Annotated in this window: 22 protein-coding genes and 2 other annotated features; of the genes, 20 read left to right on the top strand and 2 right to left on the bottom strand. The window is 41.5% G+C overall.

Annotated features, from left to right (window positions below):
• Positions 1-18 precede the first annotated feature (18 nt).
• The 10 genes from NST73_RS13450 to NST73_RS13405 all read left to right on the top strand — a co-directional run bounded on the left by NST73_RS13450 (position 19) and on the right by NST73_RS13405 (position 10,129).
• On the top strand, positions 19-1,041 hold the full coding sequence (locus NST73_RS13450; RefSeq protein ID WP_008346043.1) for a glyceraldehyde-3-phosphate dehydrogenase: 1,023 nt from the start codon (positions 19-21) through the stop codon (positions 1,039-1,041).
• 235 nt (positions 1,042-1,276) lie between these two features.
• Positions 1,277-1,657, top strand: coding sequence for an adenosylmethionine decarboxylase (speD, locus tag NST73_RS13445; RefSeq protein ID WP_003216492.1), 381 nt, complete (start codon positions 1,277-1,279; stop codon positions 1,655-1,657).
• 184 nt (positions 1,658-1,841) lie between these two features.
• Positions 1,842-2,228: a hypothetical protein gene (locus NST73_RS13440; RefSeq protein ID WP_017358264.1), complete on the top strand. Its 387-nt coding sequence runs from the start codon at positions 1,842-1,844 to the stop codon at positions 2,226-2,228.
• 4 nt (positions 2,229-2,232) lie between these two features.
• Positions 2,233-2,691, top strand: a complete 459-nt coding sequence (gene nrdR, locus NST73_RS13435) for a transcriptional regulator NrdR (RefSeq protein WP_003216720.1) — start codon at positions 2,233-2,235, stop codon at positions 2,689-2,691.
• Positions 2,692-2,790: 99 nt separating this feature from the next.
• Entirely contained in the window at positions 2,791-4,212 is a 1,422-nt protein-coding gene (locus NST73_RS13430) for a replication initiation and membrane attachment family protein (protein WP_342499148.1), read from the top strand.
• 17 nt (positions 4,213-4,229) lie between these two features.
• Positions 4,230-5,159 (top strand): primosomal protein DnaI, encoded by a 930-nt coding sequence (dnaI, locus tag NST73_RS13425; RefSeq protein ID WP_008346034.1) that lies wholly within the window; start codon positions 4,230-4,232, stop codon positions 5,157-5,159.
• Positions 5,160-5,191: 32 nt separating this feature from the next.
• Entirely contained in the window at positions 5,192-5,830 is a 639-nt protein-coding gene (locus NST73_RS13420) for a TVP38/TMEM64 family protein (protein WP_058336551.1), read from the top strand.
• Positions 5,831-5,890: 60 nt separating this feature from the next.
• Positions 5,891-6,760 carry a putative sporulation protein YtxC gene (gene ytxC / locus NST73_RS13415; RefSeq protein WP_268356007.1) on the top strand — a complete coding sequence of 290 codons (870 nt, stop codon included), beginning with the start codon at positions 5,891-5,893 and terminating at the stop codon, positions 6,758-6,760.
• 43 nt (positions 6,761-6,803) lie between these two features.
• Positions 6,804-7,051 (top strand) — a binding site (T-box leader).
• 45 nt (positions 7,052-7,096) lie between these two features.
• The gene (thrS, locus tag NST73_RS13410; protein ID WP_342499147.1) at positions 7,097-9,037 is read left to right on the top strand and encodes a threonine--tRNA ligase; all 1,941 of its coding nucleotides are present in this window, start codon (positions 7,097-7,099) and stop codon (positions 9,035-9,037) included.
• A gap of 171 nt (positions 9,038-9,208) precedes the next feature.
• Entirely contained in the window at positions 9,209-10,129 is a 921-nt protein-coding gene (locus NST73_RS13405) for a methyl-accepting chemotaxis protein (protein WP_342499146.1), read from the top strand.
• A gap of 55 nt (positions 10,130-10,184) precedes the next feature.
• On the opposite strand, the gene NST73_RS13400 is transcribed toward NST73_RS13405, so the two are convergent.
• Positions 10,185-10,964 carry an HAD family hydrolase gene (locus NST73_RS13400; protein WP_342499145.1) on the bottom strand — a complete coding sequence of 260 codons (780 nt, stop codon included), beginning with the start codon at positions 10,962-10,964 and terminating at the stop codon, positions 10,185-10,187.
• Between the two features lie 177 nt (positions 10,965-11,141).
• Here NST73_RS13400 and NST73_RS13395 point away from each other — a divergent pair, with 177 nt between their 5' ends.
• The 8 genes from NST73_RS13395 to NST73_RS13360 all read left to right on the top strand — a co-directional run bounded on the left by NST73_RS13395 (position 11,142) and on the right by NST73_RS13360 (position 16,717).
• On the top strand, positions 11,142-12,899 hold the full coding sequence (locus NST73_RS13395; RefSeq protein WP_041092526.1) for a sensor histidine kinase: 1,758 nt from the start codon (positions 11,142-11,144) through the stop codon (positions 12,897-12,899).
• Positions 12,896-13,633 (top strand): LytTR family transcriptional regulator DNA-binding domain-containing protein, encoded by a 738-nt coding sequence (locus NST73_RS13390; protein ID WP_048002761.1) that lies wholly within the window; start codon positions 12,896-12,898, stop codon positions 13,631-13,633. The genes NST73_RS13395 and NST73_RS13390 overlap by 4 nt, the downstream gene beginning before the upstream one ends.
• A 137-nt stretch (positions 13,634-13,770) precedes the next feature.
• The gene (gene lrgA / locus NST73_RS13385) at positions 13,771-14,214 is read left to right on the top strand and encodes an antiholin-like murein hydrolase modulator LrgA (RefSeq protein ID WP_035391171.1); all 444 of its coding nucleotides are present in this window, start codon (positions 13,771-13,773) and stop codon (positions 14,212-14,214) included.
• Positions 14,215-14,228: 14 nt separating this feature from the next.
• Positions 14,229-14,924 (top strand): antiholin-like protein LrgB, encoded by a 696-nt coding sequence (lrgB, locus tag NST73_RS13380; RefSeq protein ID WP_172793272.1) that lies wholly within the window; start codon positions 14,229-14,231, stop codon positions 14,922-14,924.
• 128 nt (positions 14,925-15,052) lie between these two features.
• Positions 15,053-15,184: a sequence feature (ribosomal protein L20 leader region), on the top strand.
• Positions 15,185-15,255: 71 nt separating this feature from the next.
• Positions 15,256-15,771, top strand: coding sequence for a translation initiation factor IF-3 (infC, locus tag NST73_RS13375; RefSeq protein ID WP_024718649.1), 516 nt, complete (start codon positions 15,256-15,258; stop codon positions 15,769-15,771).
• 25 nt (positions 15,772-15,796) lie between these two features.
• Complete coding sequence (rpmI, locus tag NST73_RS13370; protein WP_003216324.1) at positions 15,797-15,997, top strand: 50S ribosomal protein L35; 201 nt, start codon at positions 15,797-15,799, stop codon at positions 15,995-15,997.
• 31 nt (positions 15,998-16,028) lie between these two features.
• Positions 16,029-16,388 carry a 50S ribosomal protein L20 gene (gene rplT / locus NST73_RS13365; RefSeq protein ID WP_007501659.1) on the top strand — a complete coding sequence of 120 codons (360 nt, stop codon included), beginning with the start codon at positions 16,029-16,031 and terminating at the stop codon, positions 16,386-16,388.
• A gap of 62 nt (positions 16,389-16,450) precedes the next feature.
• Positions 16,451-16,717, top strand: a complete 267-nt coding sequence (locus NST73_RS13360) for a DUF1294 domain-containing protein (protein ID WP_096881722.1) — start codon at positions 16,451-16,453, stop codon at positions 16,715-16,717.
• A 17-nt stretch (positions 16,718-16,734) separates the two neighbouring features.
• On the opposite strand, the gene NST73_RS13355 is transcribed toward NST73_RS13360, so the two are convergent.
• Positions 16,735-17,139 (bottom strand): hypothetical protein, encoded by a 405-nt coding sequence (locus tag NST73_RS13355; protein WP_008346017.1) that lies wholly within the window; start codon positions 17,137-17,139, stop codon positions 16,735-16,737.
• Between the two features lie 179 nt (positions 17,140-17,318).
• On the opposite strand from NST73_RS13355, the gene NST73_RS13350 reads away from it, so the two are divergent.
• Complete coding sequence (locus NST73_RS13350; protein ID WP_017358255.1) at positions 17,319-18,407, top strand: M42 family metallopeptidase; 1,089 nt, start codon at positions 17,319-17,321, stop codon at positions 18,405-18,407.
• A 349-nt stretch (positions 18,408-18,756) separates the two neighbouring features.
• Complete coding sequence (gene cstA / locus NST73_RS13345) at positions 18,757-20,553, top strand: carbon starvation protein CstA (protein WP_039168858.1); 1,797 nt, start codon at positions 18,757-18,759, stop codon at positions 20,551-20,553.
• Positions 20,554-20,577: the final 24 nt, after the last annotated feature.

Below are 20,577 nucleotides of genomic sequence, written 5' to 3'. Positions count from 1 at the left end.
TAGAGGAGTGACCTGTTCATGAAGGTAAAAGCAGCGATCAATGGGTTTGGCAGAATTGGACGCATGGTCTTCAGAAAAGCAATGCTTGATGATCAAATTCAAATTGTAGCGGTGAACGCAAGCTATCCTGCCGAAACGCTAGCACATTTAATTAAATATGACACAAATCATGGACGTTACGAATGCGATGTGACAGCAGAAGATGACGCGTTGATTGTCAATGGCAAAAGAGTGCTTTTGCTCAATAATAGAGACCCAAAGCAGCTTCCATGGGGAGAGCTTGGGATTGATATCGTGATCGAAGCAACAGGGAAATTTAATTCAAAAGATCAAGCGATGGGCCATATAGATGCCGGAGCGAAAAAGGTCGTACTTACAGCTCCAGGTAAAAATGAAGACGTTACAATTGTAATGGGTGTCAATGAGGATGATCTTGATCCTGAAAAGCACGTCGTTATTTCAAACGCATCATGTACAACAAACTGTTTAGCACCAGTTGTCAAATTGTTAGATGATGAATTTGGCATCGACAACGGTTTAATGACAACGGTTCATGCTTATACAAATGATCAGAAAAATATCGACAACCCCCACAAGGATTTGCGCCGGGCAAGAGCATGTGCCCAGTCCATCATTCCAACGACGACGGGTGCCGCTAAAGCGCTTTCTTTAGTGCTGCCGCACATGAAAGGGAAATTACATGGACTTGCACTTCGAGTGCCAGTTTCTAATGTATCGATGGTTGATCTTGTGGTCGACTTGAAAAAAGATGTCACAGCAGAAGAGGTCAATGCTGCCTTTGCAACGGCTTCAAAAACATCTCTTGCTGGCATATTAGATTACACCGATGAACCACTTGTCTCCACAGACTTTAACACAAACCCTTATTCTGCTGTCGTTGATGGACTTACAACGATGGTGATGGAAGGCAGAAAAGTAAAAGTTCTTGCATGGTATGACAATGAATGGGGCTATTCTTGCAGAGTGGTTGATCTTGTAAAGTTTGTTGGTTCCCAGATGAAAGAGCTTTCAGCTGTTTGAAATGAAGAAGACTGAACGTCCCTTTTCAAGAAATGAGAGAAAATCCCACTAAAAACACAGCTTGCAAAATGGGTCTAAACAAAGTATACTATTTTTCGTGAACTTCTTGTTCGCAGACTCATTCGGGTATACTTAAAGGGTTAGGACCTCTTTGGACTAACTTTCCCCCGTGGTATATGTCCGGTCCGGCTGCTTAGAACTTCACTCTTTCATTCTTGTTTAAGGGGGGTCCATGATGGAAACAATCGGACGTCACGTTATCTCCGAGTTATGGGGATGCGACTGTGATAAACTGAACGACATGGATTTTATTGAAAAAACGTTTGTAAATGCAGCTTTGAAATCAGGAGCTGAAGTAAGAGAGGTTGCTTTTCACAAATTTGCACCTCAAGGAGTAAGTGGAGTTGTCATTATTTCTGAATCTCATCTGACAATTCACAGCTTTCCTGAACATGGTTATGCGAGCATAGATGTTTATACTTGCGGCGATCTAGATCCGAATATTGCAGCAGATCATATCGGAGATGAACTAGGTGCTGAAACAAGAGAAAACATCGAAATTCCTCGAGGCATGGGACCTGTACAAGTGAAACAGGCGCAAGCCAAAGCACTGTAAACATAAAAAAGATTGCAATGGGAGCTGGCCAAAAGCATTAAATGCCTTTGTGTTATGCTCCTTTTTATATTTGTTCCATACACGACATCCAGCATGATCCAACCTGTCTATACTTTTGTTCTAGGAAAACAAAGGTTTTTTTTATAAAATAAAGAAGAGGGTTTATGACAAAGGGGATACGTGTATGACTTTAGGACAAAAGCTCAAACGATTCATTTCAAATCATACAGAAACATCTGACCATCATCCAGTGTCAGAGCTGAAAAGCCATTACTACAAATCGACACAAACTCAAGTTTTCCAAGCGGTAGAAGCCGTTCTTTCAAGAAACGATTCCTATCAAGTGACATCTGTTTCAGCAGAACGAGGTGAAATCAGCGCAAACATACGAACGCCGAAAAAAGCTTTTCTCGTGGCGACTGTCATTTCAATTCGTCCTTTTGAAACAGCTGTCGATTTTAATGTGACAACAGAAACAGCACTGCCCACAGACTTTGGCTACAGTCAAAAGGCTGTTTTGTCCCTTTATAAAGAACTAGACAAACAACTTCCAAGAAGAGATCGGAGCTGATGAAATGAAATGTCCCACATGTCAGCACCTTGGCACAAGGGTGCTTGATTCAAGACCAGTAGATGAAGGGAAGTCCATCCGTCGGAGAAGAGAGTGTGAAAGCTGTCAATATCGCTTCACGACGTTTGAAAAATTAGAAGAATTGCCATTGATTGTGGTGAAAAAAGAAGGAATTCGAGAAGAATTCAGCCGGGAAAAGATGCTGAGAGGCCTCATCAAAGCATGTGAAAAACGTCCTGTCGCTTTAAAACAGCTCGAGGATGTCTGCTTTAACATCGAGAAGGAATTGCGTAACCAAGGCATGTCAGAGGTGAAAAGCGAGCTTGTAGGGGAAATGGTGATGGACGAGCTGGCGAAAATTGATGAAGTGTCTTACGTCAGGTTTGCCTCGGTATACCGTCAATTTAAAGATATCAATGTATTTATTGATGAATTAAAAGATTTATTAAAGAAAGAACGCTAAAAAAGAGCTGAAGATTCTTCATGCTCTTTTTCCTGCGTAAAGCGTAAAACGCAAAAAGAGTGTACAATGAAGACAACCGTATTAAGGGAGGATCAGCATATGACAGAGCATTGGAAGGAAGTGCTAGCCGTCGATCCGTATGTCGTCAAAAGCGCTTCATTGCTCGGTGACATCGATAGACAGCTTATTACTCTTTTATATCAGCCGCTTATTGGCATGTCCGCTTTCAGTTTATACATGACGCTGTGGGGAGAGCTGGAACAAAATCGAATGTGGGGGAAACCCGCACCTCACCGTCAGCTGATGGTGATGCTGCAAACGAATTTAAATGATATTTTTGAGGAGCGTTTAAAGCTTGAAGCGATCGGATTACTCCGCACATATGAACAGGAAACGGAAGAAGGCAGACTGTTTACATATGAGCTCGTGCCGCCGCTGAGACCGGATGAATTTTTCCAAGACGGTATGCTGAATGTCCTTTTGTATCATCGGGTAGAGAAAGCAAAATATATGCAGCTTCGTGATTATTTTTCTTATCCAGGAGTTCCTGCTGATGCAAAGAACATCTCCCGATCGTTTGAAGAAGTGTTTCACGTCTTGCAGCCAGGAGAGCGCAAGATGACAGAGGAAATCAATCAGGCGTCATCGCTTGACGAGGGCTACGAATATGTGACAGTTGGCTCAAGTCAGCCTGCACCGCTTTCAGATGAATCTTTTGATTTTGATCTATTGTTAGCAGGCATGTCGGACATGATGATTCCAAGAAAAGCTTTGACAAAGCAAGTGAAAGAGACAATTAAGAAGTTAGCGGTCGTCTATGGCATCACCCCGCTGCAAATGCAAAATATTGTCGCAGGTGCCTGTGGTTCAGATCAGATGATATCAACTGAGGATCTGCGAAAAGCAGCGAGAGACTGGTATCAAATTGAATACAGAGGCGAACAGCCGAAGCTGATTGATCAAAAACAGCCAAGACATTTACGTCACAATGTCACGCAGAATTCAGCTGCAGATGCACCTGATGCGAAATTGATTGAAAAGCTTGATCATATTTCGCCTAGAGAGCTTCTAAAAGATATGGCAGATGGCATTGAGCCGACGTATGCAGACTTAAGAATTGTTGAAGATATTATGCTTGAGCAGCAGCTAGAGCCTGGGGTCATGAATGTCCTGATCTACTATACACTGCTAAAAACGGATATGAAGCTGTCCAAAACATATATGCAGAAAATCGCCGCCCACTGGGTGCGAAAGAAAATCAAAACAGTGGCAGCTGCTATGAAAATTGCCAAAGAAGAGAACAGGCAAATGACAGAATGGGCACAGCAAAAAAATAAGCGTCAATCATATGGATCAGGAAAAGTGATCCGCGAGGAGAAACTGCCTGACTGGATGAAAGAAGCTGAAACGAAAGAACAGCCAAAAGAACAGACAGATAACTTGTCTACAGAGGACCTCGAACGAGAAAAAGAAAAATTGTTAGATCAGTTTAATAATATGAAAAAGTACAATGCACATTAATGTGAGGTGAGATGGAGATGAAACCGATCGGTCGTTCATTTGATCAGCTAAAAGGACGGGTAGATTTTCGCGTGAGATACAATCAGATTAAAGAAAGTGTCCTAGCTGATGAAGATGTAAAAGCTTTTTTAAAGGAGCATCAAGAGGACATCCAAGAAGACATGATCAATCGCAGCTTGAACAGGCTCTTTGAATATGTACAACAATCAAAGGGCTGTTCTTACTGCTTAGAGGAAGAGAATGTAAATGTCATTTTAGACGGGTATCACCCGAAGCTTGTGATCAAAGGTCAAAGCATTGATATTGAATATTCCCCTTGTCCTGTCAAACTGCGGCTTGATAGACAGAAAAAACAGCAAGAACTCATGAAAAGCATGTATATTCCGCAGAATGTTCTTCAAGCGACGTTTGCTGATTTAAATGTGGTTGGAAGACAAGAAGTCATTCAAAAAGTAGGTCAATTCCTGCAAAGTTATGATGAAACAGGTAAGGGCAAAGGCCTCTATTTACATGGGAAGTTTGGGGTCGGAAAAACATTTATTCTGGCAGCAATTGCGCAACAGCTAGCGGTAAAAGAGTATCCATCTCTCCTTGTATACGTGCCTGAATTTGTGAGAGAGTTAAAGAATTCGTTAGCCGATCATACACTCGAAGAGAAGCTGAATATGGTCAAATCTACACCAATTTTAATGCTTGATGATATCGGAGCAGAGTCGATGACAAGCTGGGTACGAGATGAACTTTTAGGAACAATCTTGCAATACCGCATGGCAGAGCAGCTGCCGACTTTTTTCTCTTCTAATTTCTCACCGAATGAGTTAAAACATCACTTTACGTACTCACAGCGCGGGGAAAAAGAAGAGGTGAAGGCAGCTCGATTAATGGAACGTATTCTCTACCTAGCTGAACCAGTTCTGCTTGAAGGGGAAAATCGCCGTCATTTATAAAAAGATAGGTCACGTGAAGGGGAGCGGATGAAATGAATAAAAGAAAATGGCTGCTTTTCCTCGTGATTGGCGTCCTAGCTGCTGTGCTATGGTGGCTCAACAAACAGCATTTTCAACTGTCGCCGAAAGATGTGAAGAATTGGATTCTTCAATTTGGGATGCTAGCTCCCTTTGTCTTTCTTTTCTTATCACTTTTTCGTCCATTTGTGCTTGTCCCACTCACCGTCTTTTCGCTAGCAGCAGGTTTGGCATTCGGCAGTGTCCTTGGGACCATTTATGCCTTAGCTGGTGCGACAGCAGGTGCAACAGGATCTTTCCTGCTTGCCTCAACCTTCCGTTCAAACAAGCAGGAAACCGAATCAAGCAATCGGAAGCTAAAAGCGGTGACGTCTCGTATTCAAGAGCATGGATTTCTTTATATCCTCTTATTACGCATTGCGCCCATTCACTTTGATTTTGTCAGTTATGCTGCAGCAGCTTCACGTGCGAATTATCGTGCATTTGCGGCAGCGACTTTTTTAGGGTTAATACCTGGTACTGTGGCGTTAAATGTCCTTGGATCAAGCTTTGTAAGCGGAAATTATGCCGCCTTAGCGATTGTTTGTTTGATTTATTTGATCTTTATCTCAGTGCCACTGATTTTAAAAAGAAAGATGCCTGATTTATTTTAGGCGTCTATTTTTTATGTTCTCCCCATATATATGTAACAGATGTCGTTAGGGGGGACAAACATGCTTGAAATAATCTTTGAAGATGAATATGATACCGCCGCTTTTTTACATCTTGCTGAACACTTGGACAGTCGGCATCACATTTCGATTCAACAAGGGAAAGACCGGCTTCTCATAGAAGCGAAGAAATCAGGAGAAGCCATTGAGCACATTGTGCGGACATTGCTGATTCACTTTTTTTTGGAATGCAAAGAAAATGAACGCATGCGCAGCATCCTTGAAAACACATACTTATTTAAAGATCCAGAAGAGCAGCACCAAATTCTTTCAATCGCCCATAGCATCATGAAAGGGGATCTAGATGATATTCCTGGAATTCATCAAGACCCACCGAGGGAGGATCTGTTGAAAAAAGAGCTTGAGACGATTTCTTTACAGAAAGGTGTTTTTTCCATTGGTTCATTTATGACATTTAGGCTCTCAGCGTATGACAGAAGGCTGAAGAACTATGTTGAAGTATCCATCGAAGAATATAAAATGGAACAAGAATATCAAAACTTTATTCAATCCCTTCGAGACTATGTGATGTCAAGAGAACCTAAGCTTGAAAAAGTACATGTTGTGCATCAGGACCGCCTGATGATTTGGGAATTTCGGTACGCTTCTGAGCGTGATCAAAAACAATACATAGACAGACAGTTTGTAAGAGAGCATCCAATGTATATTGATTCGCAGTTGATTGCACCGCTTGTATCCATTGCGCCACAAAAGATTGACCTATTTACAGATGATACAGGTCACTCGATGGTGCAAACCATTCAAAATATTTTTCAAGAAAGAGTTGAGGTATTCCCTCTTCATTCGTTTCAGGAACAGCATGTTCAATTTGTTCCTAGTCATTTGGAAAAGAAAAGTGAAAAGCTTTCTTGATTTTCACGAAAAAACGTTTTATAATACGGTGTAACTTCATACAGAGACCGTATTGATAAGGACATGAACAAATGAACACCCGCTTAAAGAGAGGGAAGCCGTGGCTGAAAGCTTCCTAGCAGAGGACCATTTGCTTTACCACCTTTGAACATCAGCTGTGAACTGTTTAGTAATAGCTGACGGGAATTCCCGTTATTGAACCACAAGCCGTATTTGCTTTTGACAAAGCAAGCTGCAAATACGGGAAAAAGGGTGGAACCACGATTCCGTTTATTCAACCTCGTCCCTTTCCAGGGGGCGGGGTTTTTATATTGCCAAAAAAAGGAGTGACTAGAGATGTCAGAACAAATTCAACTTACATTTCCAGATGGAGCAGTCAAGGAGTTTGACAAAACAGCTACAACAGAAGACATCGCGGCATCAATTAGCCCAGGCCTAAAGAAAAAAGCGCTTGCCGGTAAATTGAACGGCAAAGAAATAGATCTGCGTACGCCGCTGTTAGAAAGTGGAACAATCGAGATCATCACAGATAAGAGTGAAGAAGCGCTCGATATTATGCGACACAGCACAGCGCATTTGCTTGCACAGGCAATCAAACGCATTTATGGAAAAGAGCATCACGTCCAGTTTGGCGTAGGCCCTGTCATCGAAAATGGCTTTTACTATGATGTCGACATCGATGTAGCGATTACACCTGAAGATTTACCAAAGATTGAAAAAGAAATGAAAAAAATCATTAACAGCAATTTGCCGATTGAGCGCATTGAAGTTTCAAGAGAAGAAGCGAAAGCACGCTTTGAAGCAATTGGCGATGAATTGAAGCTAGAGCTGTTAGAAGCAATCCCAGAAGGCGAAGCCGTCACAATTTATGAGCAAGGTGAATTCTTCGATCTATGTCGTGGTATTCACTTGCCGTCTACAGGGAAAATCAAAGAATTCAAGCTGTTAAGCCTTGCAGGTGCTTACTGGAGAGGCGATAGTAACAACCAAATGCTTCAGCGTATTTACGGAACAGCTTTCTTCAGCAAAGAAGAATTAAACGAGCATTTACGTCTGCTTGAAGAAGCAAAAGAGCGTGATCACCGTAAACTAGGCAAAGAATTGAAACTGTTTGCGAACTCACAAAAGGTGGGCCAAGGTCTTCCGCTCTGGCTGCCAAAAGGGGCCACAATTCGCCGCGTCATTGAGCGTTATATTGTTGATAAAGAAGTACGCCTTGGTTATGAGCATGTGTATACACCCGTTCTTGCGAGTGTAGAATTGTATAAAACATCAGGCCACTGGGCGCATTATCAAGAAGACATGTTCCCTGTGATGGAAATGGACAATGAAGATCTTGTTCTCCGTCCAATGAACTGCCCGCACCATATGATGATTTATAAAAATGAACCGCATAGCTATCGTGAACTACCAATTCGGATTGCAGAGCTTGGTACAATGCACCGTTATGAAATGTCAGGTGCTTTATCCGGCCTTCAGCGTGTTCGCGGGATGACATTAAACGATGCCCATATCTTTGTTCGTCCAGATCAAATCAAAGACGAATTCATCCGGACAGTTCGCCTAATTGAAGAAGTGTATCAAGACTTTGGCTTGAATGACTACACATTCCGCTTATCTTACCGTGATCCAGAAGATACTGAGAAGTATTTTGACGATGATGCAATGTGGAATAAAGCACAGTCTATGCTGAAAGATGCAATGGACGAGCTTGGACATGACTATTATGAAGCAGAAGGCGAAGCGGCATTTTATGGTCCGAAGCTTGACGTCCAAGTAAAGACAGCTCTTGGAAAAGAAGAGACTTTGTCTACTGTACAGCTAGACTTCTTACTTCCAGAGCGTTTCGATCTCACATATATCGGAGAAGATGGAAAACACCATCGTCCAGTTGTCATTCATAGAGGAGTTGTGTCCACAATGGAACGCTTCGTTGCCTTCTTAATTGAAGAATACAAAGGAGCTCTTCCAACATGGCTAGCACCTGTACAATTCCAAGTCATTCCGGTTTCACCATCTGTCCATCTAGATTACGCGAAAAAAGTGCAAGAACGTTTGCAGCTTGAAGGACTGCGTGTAGAACTAGACAGTCGTGATGAAAAAATAGGATACAAAATTAGAGAAGCGCAAATGCAAAAGATTCCGTACATGCTGGTTGTCGGTGATCAAGAAGCAGAAAATGGCGAGGTCAATGTAAGAAAATATGGGGAACAAGATTCAGAAACAATGGACCTCGAAGCTTTTGTGAAACATGCAGTCGCAGAAGCAAAAAAATAATGAAGGCGCACGAAACAGTCAGTGATCTCATCTATTGAGGTTGCTGGCTTTTTTCTTATGGAAAAAAATTCTCCACTAGTGATCCAAGTACGCAAATGATACGTTTAGATAGTACGAAAGTATGGGTAAGTATGTACTATTAGAGAGAGGCAAATTGGGGGAATGAAAGCGATGATTCAAACAACAAACACTTTATCAACACAAGTATTAGAGCAATCAGCCGTTCTTCGAGCGTTAGAACACTCACTGGCGATGATTGAATTTGATGTCACAGGTAAGGTCCTATGGGTCAATGATATTTTTGCAAAAGCCATGAAGTATTCAAAGGAAGAAATGATTGGTTTAAAGCATAGACAGTTTTGTCCTCCGCATATTGCAGAAGACGCAAGTTATCAAATGTTTTGGAAGCGTTTGAAGAATGGTCAAGTGTTTCAGGAAAAGGTGCAGCGGATCACGAAGTACGGTGACACCTTATGGCTTGAAGCGACGTATACGCCAGTGCTCAATGAAGAGGGGAATGTAGTGGCTGTCGTGAAAGTAGCAACAGATATTACGGAGAGAGAAAACACAATGAAGCAGGTAGTAGAAGACCTAAAGGATATGTCTGCAAAATTAATGGAGCGAGCGGAAATCGGCATCCAGCATAGTCAAAGTGTAAATGCTTCTTTTGAACATATCGCGAATGAAACTGATCAAAACATGAGTTTGCTAGAAGGGTTAACAGAGCAGGTGGAGTCGATCAGCTCAATTGCTACAACGATTAACAGTATCGCTTCCCAAACGCAGCTGCTCGCATTGAACGCGGCCATAGAAGCTGCGCATGCGGGTTCCTATGGAAATGGCTTTAGTGTCGTCGCGGCAGAAATCCGTAAGCTTGCGACAGATTCAAAGGAAGCGATCGTAAAGGTGGATCGTTATGTGAAGGCGATCCATTTAGAAGTTGAAAAGGTCAGCACCGGAACAAGCCGTGCAAAGACAAGCGTGTTTACAAACCGGGATCTTGTCAAGCAAGCAAGCGAAGAATTCATGAATGTAGGAGAAGCAGCACGCGGCTTAGATCGTCAAGCACAAAGTTTAGCAGCAATTGTATAGCCGAAAACGAAAAAACACCCAATCTCGATCAGGAGAAGGGTGTTTTTCCTATGGTTTATTTTAAAATATCAAACAATTCGTGTAAGTCTTTAATTTCATAATCTGGTGTCACATCTGTTTCATTTTTCTTGCCATGACGATTGATCCAAACGGTTTGGATGCCAACGCGAGATGCCCCTAGAATATCTGTTTTTGGATTATCTCCTACCATGATGACGTCATCTTTTGTGAGATGTAACAGCTGAAGGCAGTGCTCAAAGATGCCAGGATCAGGCTTTCCTTTTCCGTAATCTCCTGAAATCACAATTTCATTAAAGTAAGGGGCAAGTTCCGGAACACCTGCAAGTTTTTCTTTTTGCAGACTAGGATCTCCATTTGTTAAAAGGAGTAATTCATAAGTGCCCTTCAGGCGCTCTAAAACAGGGTACGTTTCTTCATAGACATACGGGCGTTTTCTGCGCTCTGCTGCAAAGAAATCTGCTAAGTATTGACCAAATGCTTCATCGTCAATTCCTGCCTCTTTTAAGCCATTCGTCCAAGCATTTTTGCGATACTCTGGTGCAAGGGCGTTCAGCTTTTGAAAGCCTTCGCTAATCGGCTCACTAAAATTAGACCACAGTCCTTCAAAAGGATTAATGCCAATCATAACAGTATAATCATATGTTTCATAAGAAGAGTACAGCTTTCTTGCTTCTTCACGCACAATCTGTTCAAACGATTCTGGATCAAGTCCATATTTCTTTTCCGCTTCCCTGCATGTTTCCTGAAAAGTGGTATGAATGCTTTTTTCATCCCAAAGCAAAGTATCATCTAAATCGAAAAATACGGCTTTCATGATCTTCTCCCTTGTTATGTATGTAGTTACCCTCAATTGCATGTGACAGGCTCATGTTCATTTTACAATAGAAGGAGAGGGCAATAAAGAAAAGATTTGAGAGATTTTTGAGCATTGACCGTGCATGATAGAATAGATAGACAGTAGATATCACATACATCAATTGAGGTGGCCGGTTTGCTTCATTTAATTATTATGATGATTGAGCGTGTAGGAATCATCGTTATTTTGGGATTTGTACTTGCCCATGTCAAGGGCTTTCGCAATCTCTTACTACATAATCAAGGGTTTCGAAAAAAGGCAATCCTTGTCTTTATCTTTGCTTCTTTTAGTATCATCAGCAATTACACTGGAATTGAAATCCAGCAGCAGATTGTGATGAACCACGAATTTTCATATCACTTAGGCTCATCAAGTTCTATCGCCAATACGAGAATTATGGGGATCGAAATGGGCGGCTTAATAGGAGGGCCGTTTGTAGGGATTGGTGCTGGGCTTTTAGCTGGCATTCATCGCTATTCACTAGGAGGGAGCACCGCGCTTAGCTGTGCAATTTCTTCCATTTTAGCCGGTGTGATTGCAGGCTATGTCGGCAGGCGATTTAAGCGGAAGAATCGAATGGTCACACCGCGACAAGCAGCGATTTTTGGTGTAGCGATGGAATCTTTACAAATGGTCATTATCCTTCTGTTTGCGAAGCCATTTGCTGATGCTTGGGGCCTTGTGAGTATTATTGCGCTGCCGATGATCTTTGTGAATGGAATCGGGAGTTTTATCTTTTTATCTATTTTACAGTCAGTGATTCGTCAGGAAGAGCAGGCAAAAGCGATGCAGACGCATCGAGTATTTTCTATCGCAGATCAAACACTTCCTTATTTCCGGCAAGGGCTAAACGAACAATCATGTAAAAGTGTGGCAGAAATCATTCATCGTTTAACAGAAACAGATGCTGTCTCCTTAACAGATACAGAAAAGATTTTAGCACATGTCGGAGATGGAACTGATCATCATATTCCATCGAAAAGCCTGATTACAGGACTGTCTAAGCAAGTGTTGATAAGTGGGAAGATTATGAAGGCGCACTCAAAAGATGAAATCAATTGTTCAGTCGCCCACTGCCCGCTTGAAGCAGCCATAGTGCTTCCACTCACGTCTAATGGTCAAACAATTGGAACATTAAAAATGTATTTCAATTCTCCAGTCGGATTAAGCAGAGTAGAAGAAGAGCTTGCAGAAGGTTTGGCGATGCTCTTTTCCACACAGCTTGAGCTTGGAGAGGCTGAGACCCAAAGCCGTCTGCTGAAAGATGCAGAGATCAAGGCGCTTCAGGCCCAGGTGAATCCGCACTTTTTATTTAACGCCATTAACACCATCTCCGTTTTGTGTAGAACGAATGTAGAGATGGCAAGGAAGTTGCTACTACAGCTGAGTATTTATTTTCGATCGAATTTACAAGGTGCTCGCCAGCTGCTTATTCCAATGCATAAAGAAATTCAGCATGTGGAGGCTTATTTATCACTGGAGCAAGCGAGATTCCCAAATAAATATCTAGTGACCTTTCAAATTGAAAAAGAGCTGGAACAGGTCATGATCCCTCCCTTTGTGCTTCAAGTGCTTGTTGAAAATGCAGTGAGACATGCTTTTCCTAAACATCAAACAAATTGTGAAGTCATCGTATCCGCTTTGATAAAAGATGGGCATGTCTATATGAAAGTCACAGATAATGGCCAGGGGATTGAAGACGACAAGATGGCTCAATTATTAAAATCGCCAGTTGAATCAAAAGAAGGAACAGGTACAGCACTTTATAATTTAGACCAGCGGCTAAGAGGAATTTTTGGCCGGCAAGCTGCTTTATCCATTCATAGCGGCAAAGGCACTGACATCTCATTTCGCATTCCAATGGATTATGTAAAAAAGGATGATTCTCGTTGATAAAGGTATTGATTGTAGATGATGAAGTTTTAGCAAGAGACGAATTAAAATATTTGTTACAAAGAACAAAAGAGAATGTTCAAATAGAGGAAGCGGAAAATATAGAATCTGCTTTTGACCGGATGGTCGATCATAAGCCCGATTTGCTCTTTTTAGATATCGATTTATCAGGTGAGAATGGATTTGATATTGCCAAAAGACTCAACCGAATGTCTGATCCGCCGGCGATTGTATTTGCTACAGCATTTGATCAATATGCGCTGAAGGCGTTTGAGGTGAGTGCACTAGATTACTTAACAAAACCTTTTGATGAAGAGCGGCTGTTGCAAACGATGCAAAAGTTTAAGAAGTGGAAAGCTATTGAGACGCAGGAGCCGTCTCTTTCAGAAGACAAATTTTCTCACAACCAAAAATTAGCGATCTCTGTCGATGAGTCTATTGTGATCTTGCAGGTTGACGAGATTATGTATGTAGGGCTTAGTGAAGGAAAAAAGGTTGTGAAAACAAGAGATCATATGTATGAGGTGACAGAACCGCTTGTGGTCATTGAAAAGAAATTACCTGAGGCTTATTTTATGAGAGTTCACCGAAGCTATATCGTCAACACGTCTCATATGAAAGAAGTGCAGCCTTGGTTTAATTCAACGTATAATCTTCATATGACAGACGGGTCTATCGTCCCTGTCAGCCGAACATATGCGAAAGAACTAAAGAAGTCGCTCCTATTAGAATAGGGCGGCTTTTTTCATTTGCATTTCAATCCTCATTTTTTGCATTTCAGTCAGGATATTAGGTGAGTTTTATTGTAAACGCTTCATTTGTTTGTTTCATGCCATATACTGAGGGCAGTCGAAGAAAGAGGTGAAAGGGCATGAGTGCCACAAAAGTATATGGATTTCTATCTCAAGCATTTATCTTTGCAACGGTAATGTTCGTTTCTAATCTCATTTCAATGTATTTACCGATTCCGATGCCAGCATCTGTTATTGGTTTGGTTCTATTATTTATTTTATTAACAACAAAGATTGTGAAACTAGAGCAAGTAGAGCAATTAGGTAGCTCATTGACAGGTCTTATTAGTTTTCTATTTGTTCCTTCTGGTATCTCGGTCATTCAATCATTAGGTGTCATGCAAGAAGTAGGGGTACAGGTAGTGGGTGTGATTATCATTGCAACCATTATGTTACTTGCCGCCACTGGGCTGTTCTCTCAGCTTCTGATGCAGTTATCAGAAAGACCACAGCAGAGACAAAAGACAAAGGAGAGCAAATCCACTCCTTCTCATTCAAATAAACCAGCTTCAACTACGCATTAAAGGAGAGGTGTAAGATGGGTACAAGTACTATGAGTCCTTATTTTGGCATTGTCGTCTCATTAGTGGCCTTTGGGATTGGCACATTTTTATTTAAAAAGTCTAAAGGTTTCTTCTTATTCACCCCGCTATTTGTTGCCATGGTGTTAGGCATTTTGTTTTTGAAAATTGGCGGTTTTTCCTATGCAGATTATAATGAAGGCGGTAAGATTATCAAGTTTTTCTTAGAGCCTGCGACCATCGCGTTTGCGATTCCTCTTTATAAGCAGCGAGCACTGCTGAAGAAATACTGGTGGCAAATTTTATCCGCTATTTTTGTCGGCTCACTTTGTTCTATTACAATTGTTTATATAGTAGCAAAAGGGATTCATCTTGATGCTGCTGTTATGAAAAGCATGCTCCCACAAGCAGCGACGACAGCGATTGCTTTGCCAATTGCAAAAGATATTGGCGGAATTGCAGATATTACAGCCTTTGCAGTCATTTTTAATGCGGTGATTGTCTATGCGCTAGGTGCCTTCTTCTTAAAATTGTTTCGGATTAAAAACCCAGTGGCCAAAGGCCTTGCACTTGGTACATCTGGACATGCGCTTGGCGTTTCTGTTGGGATTGAGATGGGGGAAGTGGAAGCGGCAATGGCGAGTATCGCTGTGGTGGTAGTAGGGGTTGTCACCGTAATTGTCATCCCAATCTTCTTGCAATTGATTCTTTAATCGCAGCATTGTTTGAAAAAAGCTTGCTCAAATCGTTTCGTCATGCTAAAATGAAAAAGTTGTTTCAAGAGTTCGGTTACTTGACGGACAAATGAAAATTGTGTAGAATAGTTAACGAATTGAATAGATATCACAAGCAGAAGCACCCGCTTCTCACCTGATTGACACATGTTTGTAGTTGACAGGTTGACCGTACATTTATTTTTTCATGCAAATGTTCGCAGTGTGGGTGTTTTATATGCCCACACTTTTTGTTTGCCTGTAAAACATACAACGAAATGGTCAAAATGAATTGTGAACTCAATTCAAAATCTCATGGAGGTGGCTCACTATTAGCAAAGATCAATTAGTTAATGAAGGTATTCGTGCGCGTGAAGTTCGTTTGATCGGACAAAATGGCGATCAGCTGGGGATTAAAACCCGCCAGGAAGCTCTGGAAATTGCTACGAAAGCCAATCTTGACCTTGTGTTAGTTGCTGCAAATGCAAAACCACCTGTTTGCCGAATCATGGACTACGGTAAGTTCCGATTCGAACAACAGAAGAAGGAAAAAGAGGCACGTAAGAATCAAAAAATCATTAGCTTAAAAGAAGTTCGGTTGAGCCCGACAATCGATGAACATGATTTTAACACGAAGCTCCGTAATGCAATCAAATTCCTTGAAAAGGGAGATAAAGTGAAAGCTTCTATCCGCTTTAAAGGCCGTGCGATTACGCATAAAGAAATCGGACAGCGCGTGTTAGACCGTTTCTCTGAAGCTTGCGCTGAAGTAGCAACAGTAGAAACAAAACCTAAGATGGACGGACGCAGCATGTTCCTCATGCTTGCACCAAAAGTCGAAAAGTAAAAGTAACAGAGGGAGGAAACATCCAATGCCAAAAATGAAAACTCACCGCGGATCTGCTAAACGTTTCAAAAAAACAGGTTCTGGTAAACTTAAACGTTCTCATGCGTACACAAGTCACTTGTTCGCTAACAAATCTACAAAGCAAAAACGTAAATTGCGTAAGAGCGCAATCGTAAGTGCTGGAGATTTCAAACGTATCAAACAACAACTTGCAAACATCAAGTAATCTGGAATAGGAATCATAGGAGGGAATTACAATGCCAAGAGTAAAAGGCGGAACTGTGTCGCGTCAGCGTCGTAAAAAGGTTCTTAAATTAGCAAAAGGTTATTTCGGTTCAAAACATAGATTATATAAAGTAGCAAACCAACAGGTGATGAAATCTGGAAACTACGCTTTCCGTGACCGTCGTCAGAAAAAACGTGACTTCCGTAAACTATGGATCACTCGTATCAATGCTGCAGCTCGTATGAACGGTCTTTCTTACAGCCGTTTAATGCATGGCTTAAAGCTTTCTGGTATCGAAGTAAACCGCAAAATGCTTGCTGATCTTGCTGTGAATGACCTAAACGCATTCAACCAGCTTGCTGATGCTGCAAAAGCACAACTAGACAAGTAAGTCATATAAAAGATCATTCCGCCAAGGAGTGATCTTTTTTCTCATCATGTGAGGTGAAATCAATGAATATCGCTCTGATCGTGCTGCTCATCTCGGTCAATGTCTATGGGTTTTGTCTCATGGGAGAGGATAAACGCCGGGCGAAAGCACACAAATGGAGAATATCAGAAGCGCACTTATGGAGTGCCGCAGTACTTTTTGGTGCTGCTGGGTCATTTCTTGGCATGCAGTATTTCCGTCATAAAACAAAGCATCCTGCCTTTCAAATGGGTATGCCTGCTTTAATAGTTGTCCAACTGGTGATATTGGTCTATCTCAATCTCATCTGAAAAGGGAGCAGACGCCGTTAAGTCGGCGTGTCTGCTCCCTTTTTTTGTTTGATTTTTTTGATGGGCTGATCCCAATCAATTTTTGTTTGAGGATACCGTTCAATGATGTTTTCCTCAAGTTTTTCAAAGTCTTCTAATGTGAATTCATTTAGCTTCTCAGGTGACTCCGTCCAAACGTAAATGGAGTGGACAAACAGAGGATGATCCTTAGAAGGAACATGCTTCTCCCCTTCAAACAAGACACCTTTATAGACGAAATTAAAATTTTTACGGGCATTTTGCTGTTCGTCCATAAAATAAAAGCCTTCTTTTAATTGTGCTTGTTTCAGCTTTCTTCTCGGGTTTGAGAAGAATTTTACCGCCATGTAGAATATATAGACAAGCAATGCAACAAGAGCAAGTCTAATGAGGATGACAAACATGACAGGATGCACCTCCAATACCGTTATCTGATGTACTACGAATGAGAAAGACAAAAGGTTTCAACTTTTTTTAAAAAAATATTTCGATTAACGAAAAAATATTCATAAAAAGATCGTATTGAACGAAAGAGGTTTTGTATAATAAGAATGCACCATGAAGAAAAAGGAGGATACACAGAATGACAAAACTAGATCAAACATTAACTATGCTGAAAGACCTAACGGATGCAAAAGGGATTCCAGGAAATGAACGTGATGTAAAAAAAGTCATGCAGTCATACATAGAAACATATGCGGATGAAGTCTCTACAGACCGCCTTGGCAGCTTAATTGCTAAGAAGGAAGGAAATGCAAATGGGCCTAAAGTGATGCTTGCTGGTCACTTAGATGAAGTAGGATTCATGGTGACAAAAATCGATGACAAAGGCTATATTCGTTTTCAAACGGTCGGTGGCTGGTGGTCACAAGTTATGTTGGCGCAGCGTGTCACCATTGTGACGAAAAAAGGAGACATTACAGGTGTGATTGGTTCTAAACCGCCACATGTCTTATCACCAGAAGCACGAAAGAAATCAATCGAAATCACAGATATGTTCATTGATATTGGGGCTTCGAGCAAAGAACAGGCAATGGAATGGGGCGTCCTCCCTGGAGATCAAATCGTACCTTACTTTGAGTTTACGGTAATGAATGACGAAAAAATGCTTCTTGCAAAAGCCTGGGACAACCGTATCGGCTGTGCAGTAGCGATTGATGTCATGAAGAATTTAAAGGATACTCAGCATGAAAATATTGCATACAGTGTAGCAACTGTCCAAGAGGAAGTTGGCTTGCGAGGAGCTAAAACAGCTGCAGCTACCATCCAGCCTGATATTGGATTTGCTATTGATGTTGGAGTAGCAGGTGATACACCAGGTATTACTGAAAAAGAAGCAACAAGCAAACTTGGCAAAGGACCAACGATTGTTGTATTCGACGCTTCCATGGTTTCTCATAAAGGGCTTCGCGATTTTGTTGTCCAAACTGCAGATGAATTAAACATTCCTTATCAATATGATTCCATGCCAGGTGGAGGAACAGATGCTGGAGGTATTCACTTAACAGGTCATGGCGTTCCATCACTATCCATCGGGATTCCAAGCAGATATATTCATACCCATGCAGCCATGATTCATCGAGATGATTATGAAAATGCGGTGAAGCTTTTAACAGAAGTCATCAAAAGACTTGATCAAAAAACGGTCGAACAAATTACGTACGGTTCTTAATGATGAAACCTTTCCTCAGTATGGGGAAAGGTTTTTTAATTGCGTTGAATTTCCCAGGAAATGAACTTTGGAATGTAAGTTGTGTCAAAAGAACTGTTTTCAGTAAATGAAGTGATATTTTTCTAGTGAGGAAGGCACATGTGATCTATCTTGTATTTATGTAAGATGAAATCAATAAAAAGGACAGAGCCAATTGAGGCTCTGTCAAAAGAGAGTTTATGGAAGTAGGTGAAGCTTATTTTAGATTAAATCAATTATTCCTATTTGTCAACTAGGTTTTAAAAGAAAGAAAAATCAATCAATTTATGTTATATTTGTAACAAATTGTTTATACAAAGGGGATGGTTAAATGAATGCGGTTTCAATTGTGATAGGATCGATGTGTATTTTAGCGATTGCCTATCGCCTCTATGGCACGTTTATGATGGTGAAGGTATTAAAGGTCACAGATGATCATCCTACACCGGCTCATGCACTCGAGGATGGGAAAGATTATGTGCCAACAAACAAATGGGTCACATTTGGGCATCACTTTGCTGCAATTGCCGCTGCTGGTCCATTAGTTGGTCCGATTTTAGCCGCACAATTTGGGTATTTACCTGGTCTCCTTTGGCTCTTAATTGGAGCGGTGATTGGCGGAGCTGTTCATGATCTTGTGGTCTTGTTTGCTTCGATGCGAAAAAAGGGGAAATCACTATCCGAGGTAGCGAAAGAGGAGCTTGGTCCTGTGGCAGGATTTTGCACAGGGCTCGCCATGTTATTTATTATTACAATTACAATGGCAGGACTGTCCATGGTTGTGCTTCATGCTTTAGAACGAAATCCTTGGGGAACCTTTGCAGTTGGTATTACCATTCCAATAGCGATGGGAGTCGGCCTTTATTATAAAAAGACAGGCAATTTAAAGCTGGCGACATCTGCAGGATTCATATTACTGATGTTGGGGGTATTCCTTGGACCGAATATTCAAGGAACAGCACTTGGAGATTTGTTAACACTTGATACAAAAACGCTTGCTCTTGCCCTGCCAATCTATGCGTTCTTTGCTGCGGCCCTGCCGGTTTGGTTGCTTTTGGCACCAAGAGACTATTTAAGCAGTTTTATGAAAATTGGTGTTTTCATCGCGCTGATTGCGGGAATCTTTGTGGTTAATCCAACCATCCAATTTCCGGCGTTTACGGAGTTTGTAAATGGAGGAGGGCCTGTCTTAGCTGGACCTGTATGGCCTTTTATTTCGATTACCATTGCTTGTGGCGCGATTTCTGGTTTTCATGCATTTGTTGGCTCTGGCACAACGCCAAAAATGCTAGATCGTTGGAGTGATATGAAGCCGGTGGCGTTTGGCGCGATGCTCGTAGAATGTTTAGTGGGAATCATGGCGTTAATTGCCGCTACTGCGCTTCATCCGGGAGATTATTTTGCAATTAATAGTACACCTGAAGTGTTCCGTACGCTTGGTATGAGTGTCGAGAATCTTCCTCAACTAAGCAAAGAAATCGGTCTTGACTTAGAAGGAAGAACAGGTGGAGCTGTTACATTAGCTGTAGGGATGGCGTACATCTTTACGGGTATTCCGTTCTTTAGTCATTTGGCCTCTTATTTCTTCCAATTCGTGATTATGTTTGAAGCCGTCTTTATTTTAACGGCGATTGACGCAGGAACCCGTGTCGCGCGATATTTGATCCAAGACTTCTTTGGAGAAGCATATAAACCGCTGAAACGAAATGACTGGGTACCAGGGTCAGTCTTTGCAAGTGCACTTGCTTGTTTTATGTGGGGATACTTGCTTTACTCTGGAGACATTGGATCCATTTGGGCACTCTTTGGCGTGTCAAACCAATTAATGGCCTCGGTCGGATTAATCATTGGGGCGACGGTTGTATTAAAAATTGCGGATAAAAGACGGTATATGTTGACTTGTTTAATTCCACTTGCTTACTTATATGTGACGGTGAATTATGCGGGTTATTGGATGGTTGCGAATGTCTATCTCAATCCTGAAGCATCTGGCTACAGTGTACTGAATGCCGTGCTTTCGATGATTATGCTGATTTTAGGTTTTGTCATTATCGTGTTCGCTATTAAAAAGTGGATCGAGATTTGGCGCGATCCAGCTCTTCGAATGGAGACGCCAATCACTGGCTAAATGAACAAAGCCGGCTTGCTCATA

The sequence above is a fragment of the Bacillus sp. FSL W7-1034 genome, from assembly GCF_038593365.1.
Lineage (GTDB): Bacteria > Bacillota > Bacilli > Bacillales > Bacillaceae > Bacillus > Bacillus altitudinis.
This window is presented reverse-complemented; position numbering and strand designations above follow the sequence as displayed.

Excerpts from the sequence above, each read along its gene's own strand:
- dnaI (WP_008346034.1), top strand. The coding sequence starts at position 4,230 with ATGAAACCGATCGGTCGTTCATTTGATCAGCTAAAAGGACGGGTAGAT.
- ytxC (WP_268356007.1), top strand. The coding sequence starts at position 5,891 with ATGCTTGAAATAATCTTTGAAGATGAATATGATACCGCCGCTTTTTTA.
- NST73_RS13440 (WP_017358264.1), top strand. The coding sequence starts at position 1,842 with ATGACTTTAGGACAAAAGCTCAAACGATTCATTTCAAATCATACAGAA.
- lrgB (WP_172793272.1), top strand. The coding sequence starts at position 14,229 with ATGGGTACAAGTACTATGAGTCCTTATTTTGGCATTGTCGTCTCATTA.
- speD (WP_003216492.1), top strand. The coding sequence starts at position 1,277 with ATGGAAACAATCGGACGTCACGTTATCTCCGAGTTATGGGGATGCGAC.
- NST73_RS13355 (WP_008346017.1), bottom strand. The coding sequence starts at position 17,139 with ATGTTTGTCATCCTCATTAGACTTGCTCTTGTTGCATTGCTTGTCTAT.
- NST73_RS13360 (WP_096881722.1), top strand. The coding sequence starts at position 16,451 with ATGAATATCGCTCTGATCGTGCTGCTCATCTCGGTCAATGTCTATGGG.
- thrS (WP_342499147.1), top strand. The coding sequence starts at position 7,097 with ATGTCAGAACAAATTCAACTTACATTTCCAGATGGAGCAGTCAAGGAG.
- NST73_RS13400 (WP_342499145.1), bottom strand. The coding sequence starts at position 10,964 with ATGAAAGCCGTATTTTTCGATTTAGATGATACTTTGCTTTGGGATGAA.
- NST73_RS13350 (WP_017358255.1), top strand. The coding sequence starts at position 17,319 with ATGACAAAACTAGATCAAACATTAACTATGCTGAAAGACCTAACGGAT.
- NST73_RS13450 (WP_008346043.1), top strand. The coding sequence starts at position 19 with ATGAAGGTAAAAGCAGCGATCAATGGGTTTGGCAGAATTGGACGCATG.
- rplT (WP_007501659.1), top strand. The coding sequence starts at position 16,029 with ATGCCAAGAGTAAAAGGCGGAACTGTGTCGCGTCAGCGTCGTAAAAAG.
- cstA (WP_039168858.1), top strand. The coding sequence starts at position 18,757 with ATGAATGCGGTTTCAATTGTGATAGGATCGATGTGTATTTTAGCGATT.
- nrdR (WP_003216720.1), top strand. The coding sequence starts at position 2,233 with ATGAAATGTCCCACATGTCAGCACCTTGGCACAAGGGTGCTTGATTCA.
- lrgA (WP_035391171.1), top strand. The coding sequence starts at position 13,771 with ATGAGTGCCACAAAAGTATATGGATTTCTATCTCAAGCATTTATCTTT.
- rpmI (WP_003216324.1), top strand. The coding sequence starts at position 15,797 with ATGCCAAAAATGAAAACTCACCGCGGATCTGCTAAACGTTTCAAAAAA.
- NST73_RS13430 (WP_342499148.1), top strand. The coding sequence starts at position 2,791 with ATGACAGAGCATTGGAAGGAAGTGCTAGCCGTCGATCCGTATGTCGTC.
- NST73_RS13405 (WP_342499146.1), top strand. The coding sequence starts at position 9,209 with ATGATTCAAACAACAAACACTTTATCAACACAAGTATTAGAGCAATCA.
- NST73_RS13420 (WP_058336551.1), top strand. The coding sequence starts at position 5,192 with ATGAATAAAAGAAAATGGCTGCTTTTCCTCGTGATTGGCGTCCTAGCT.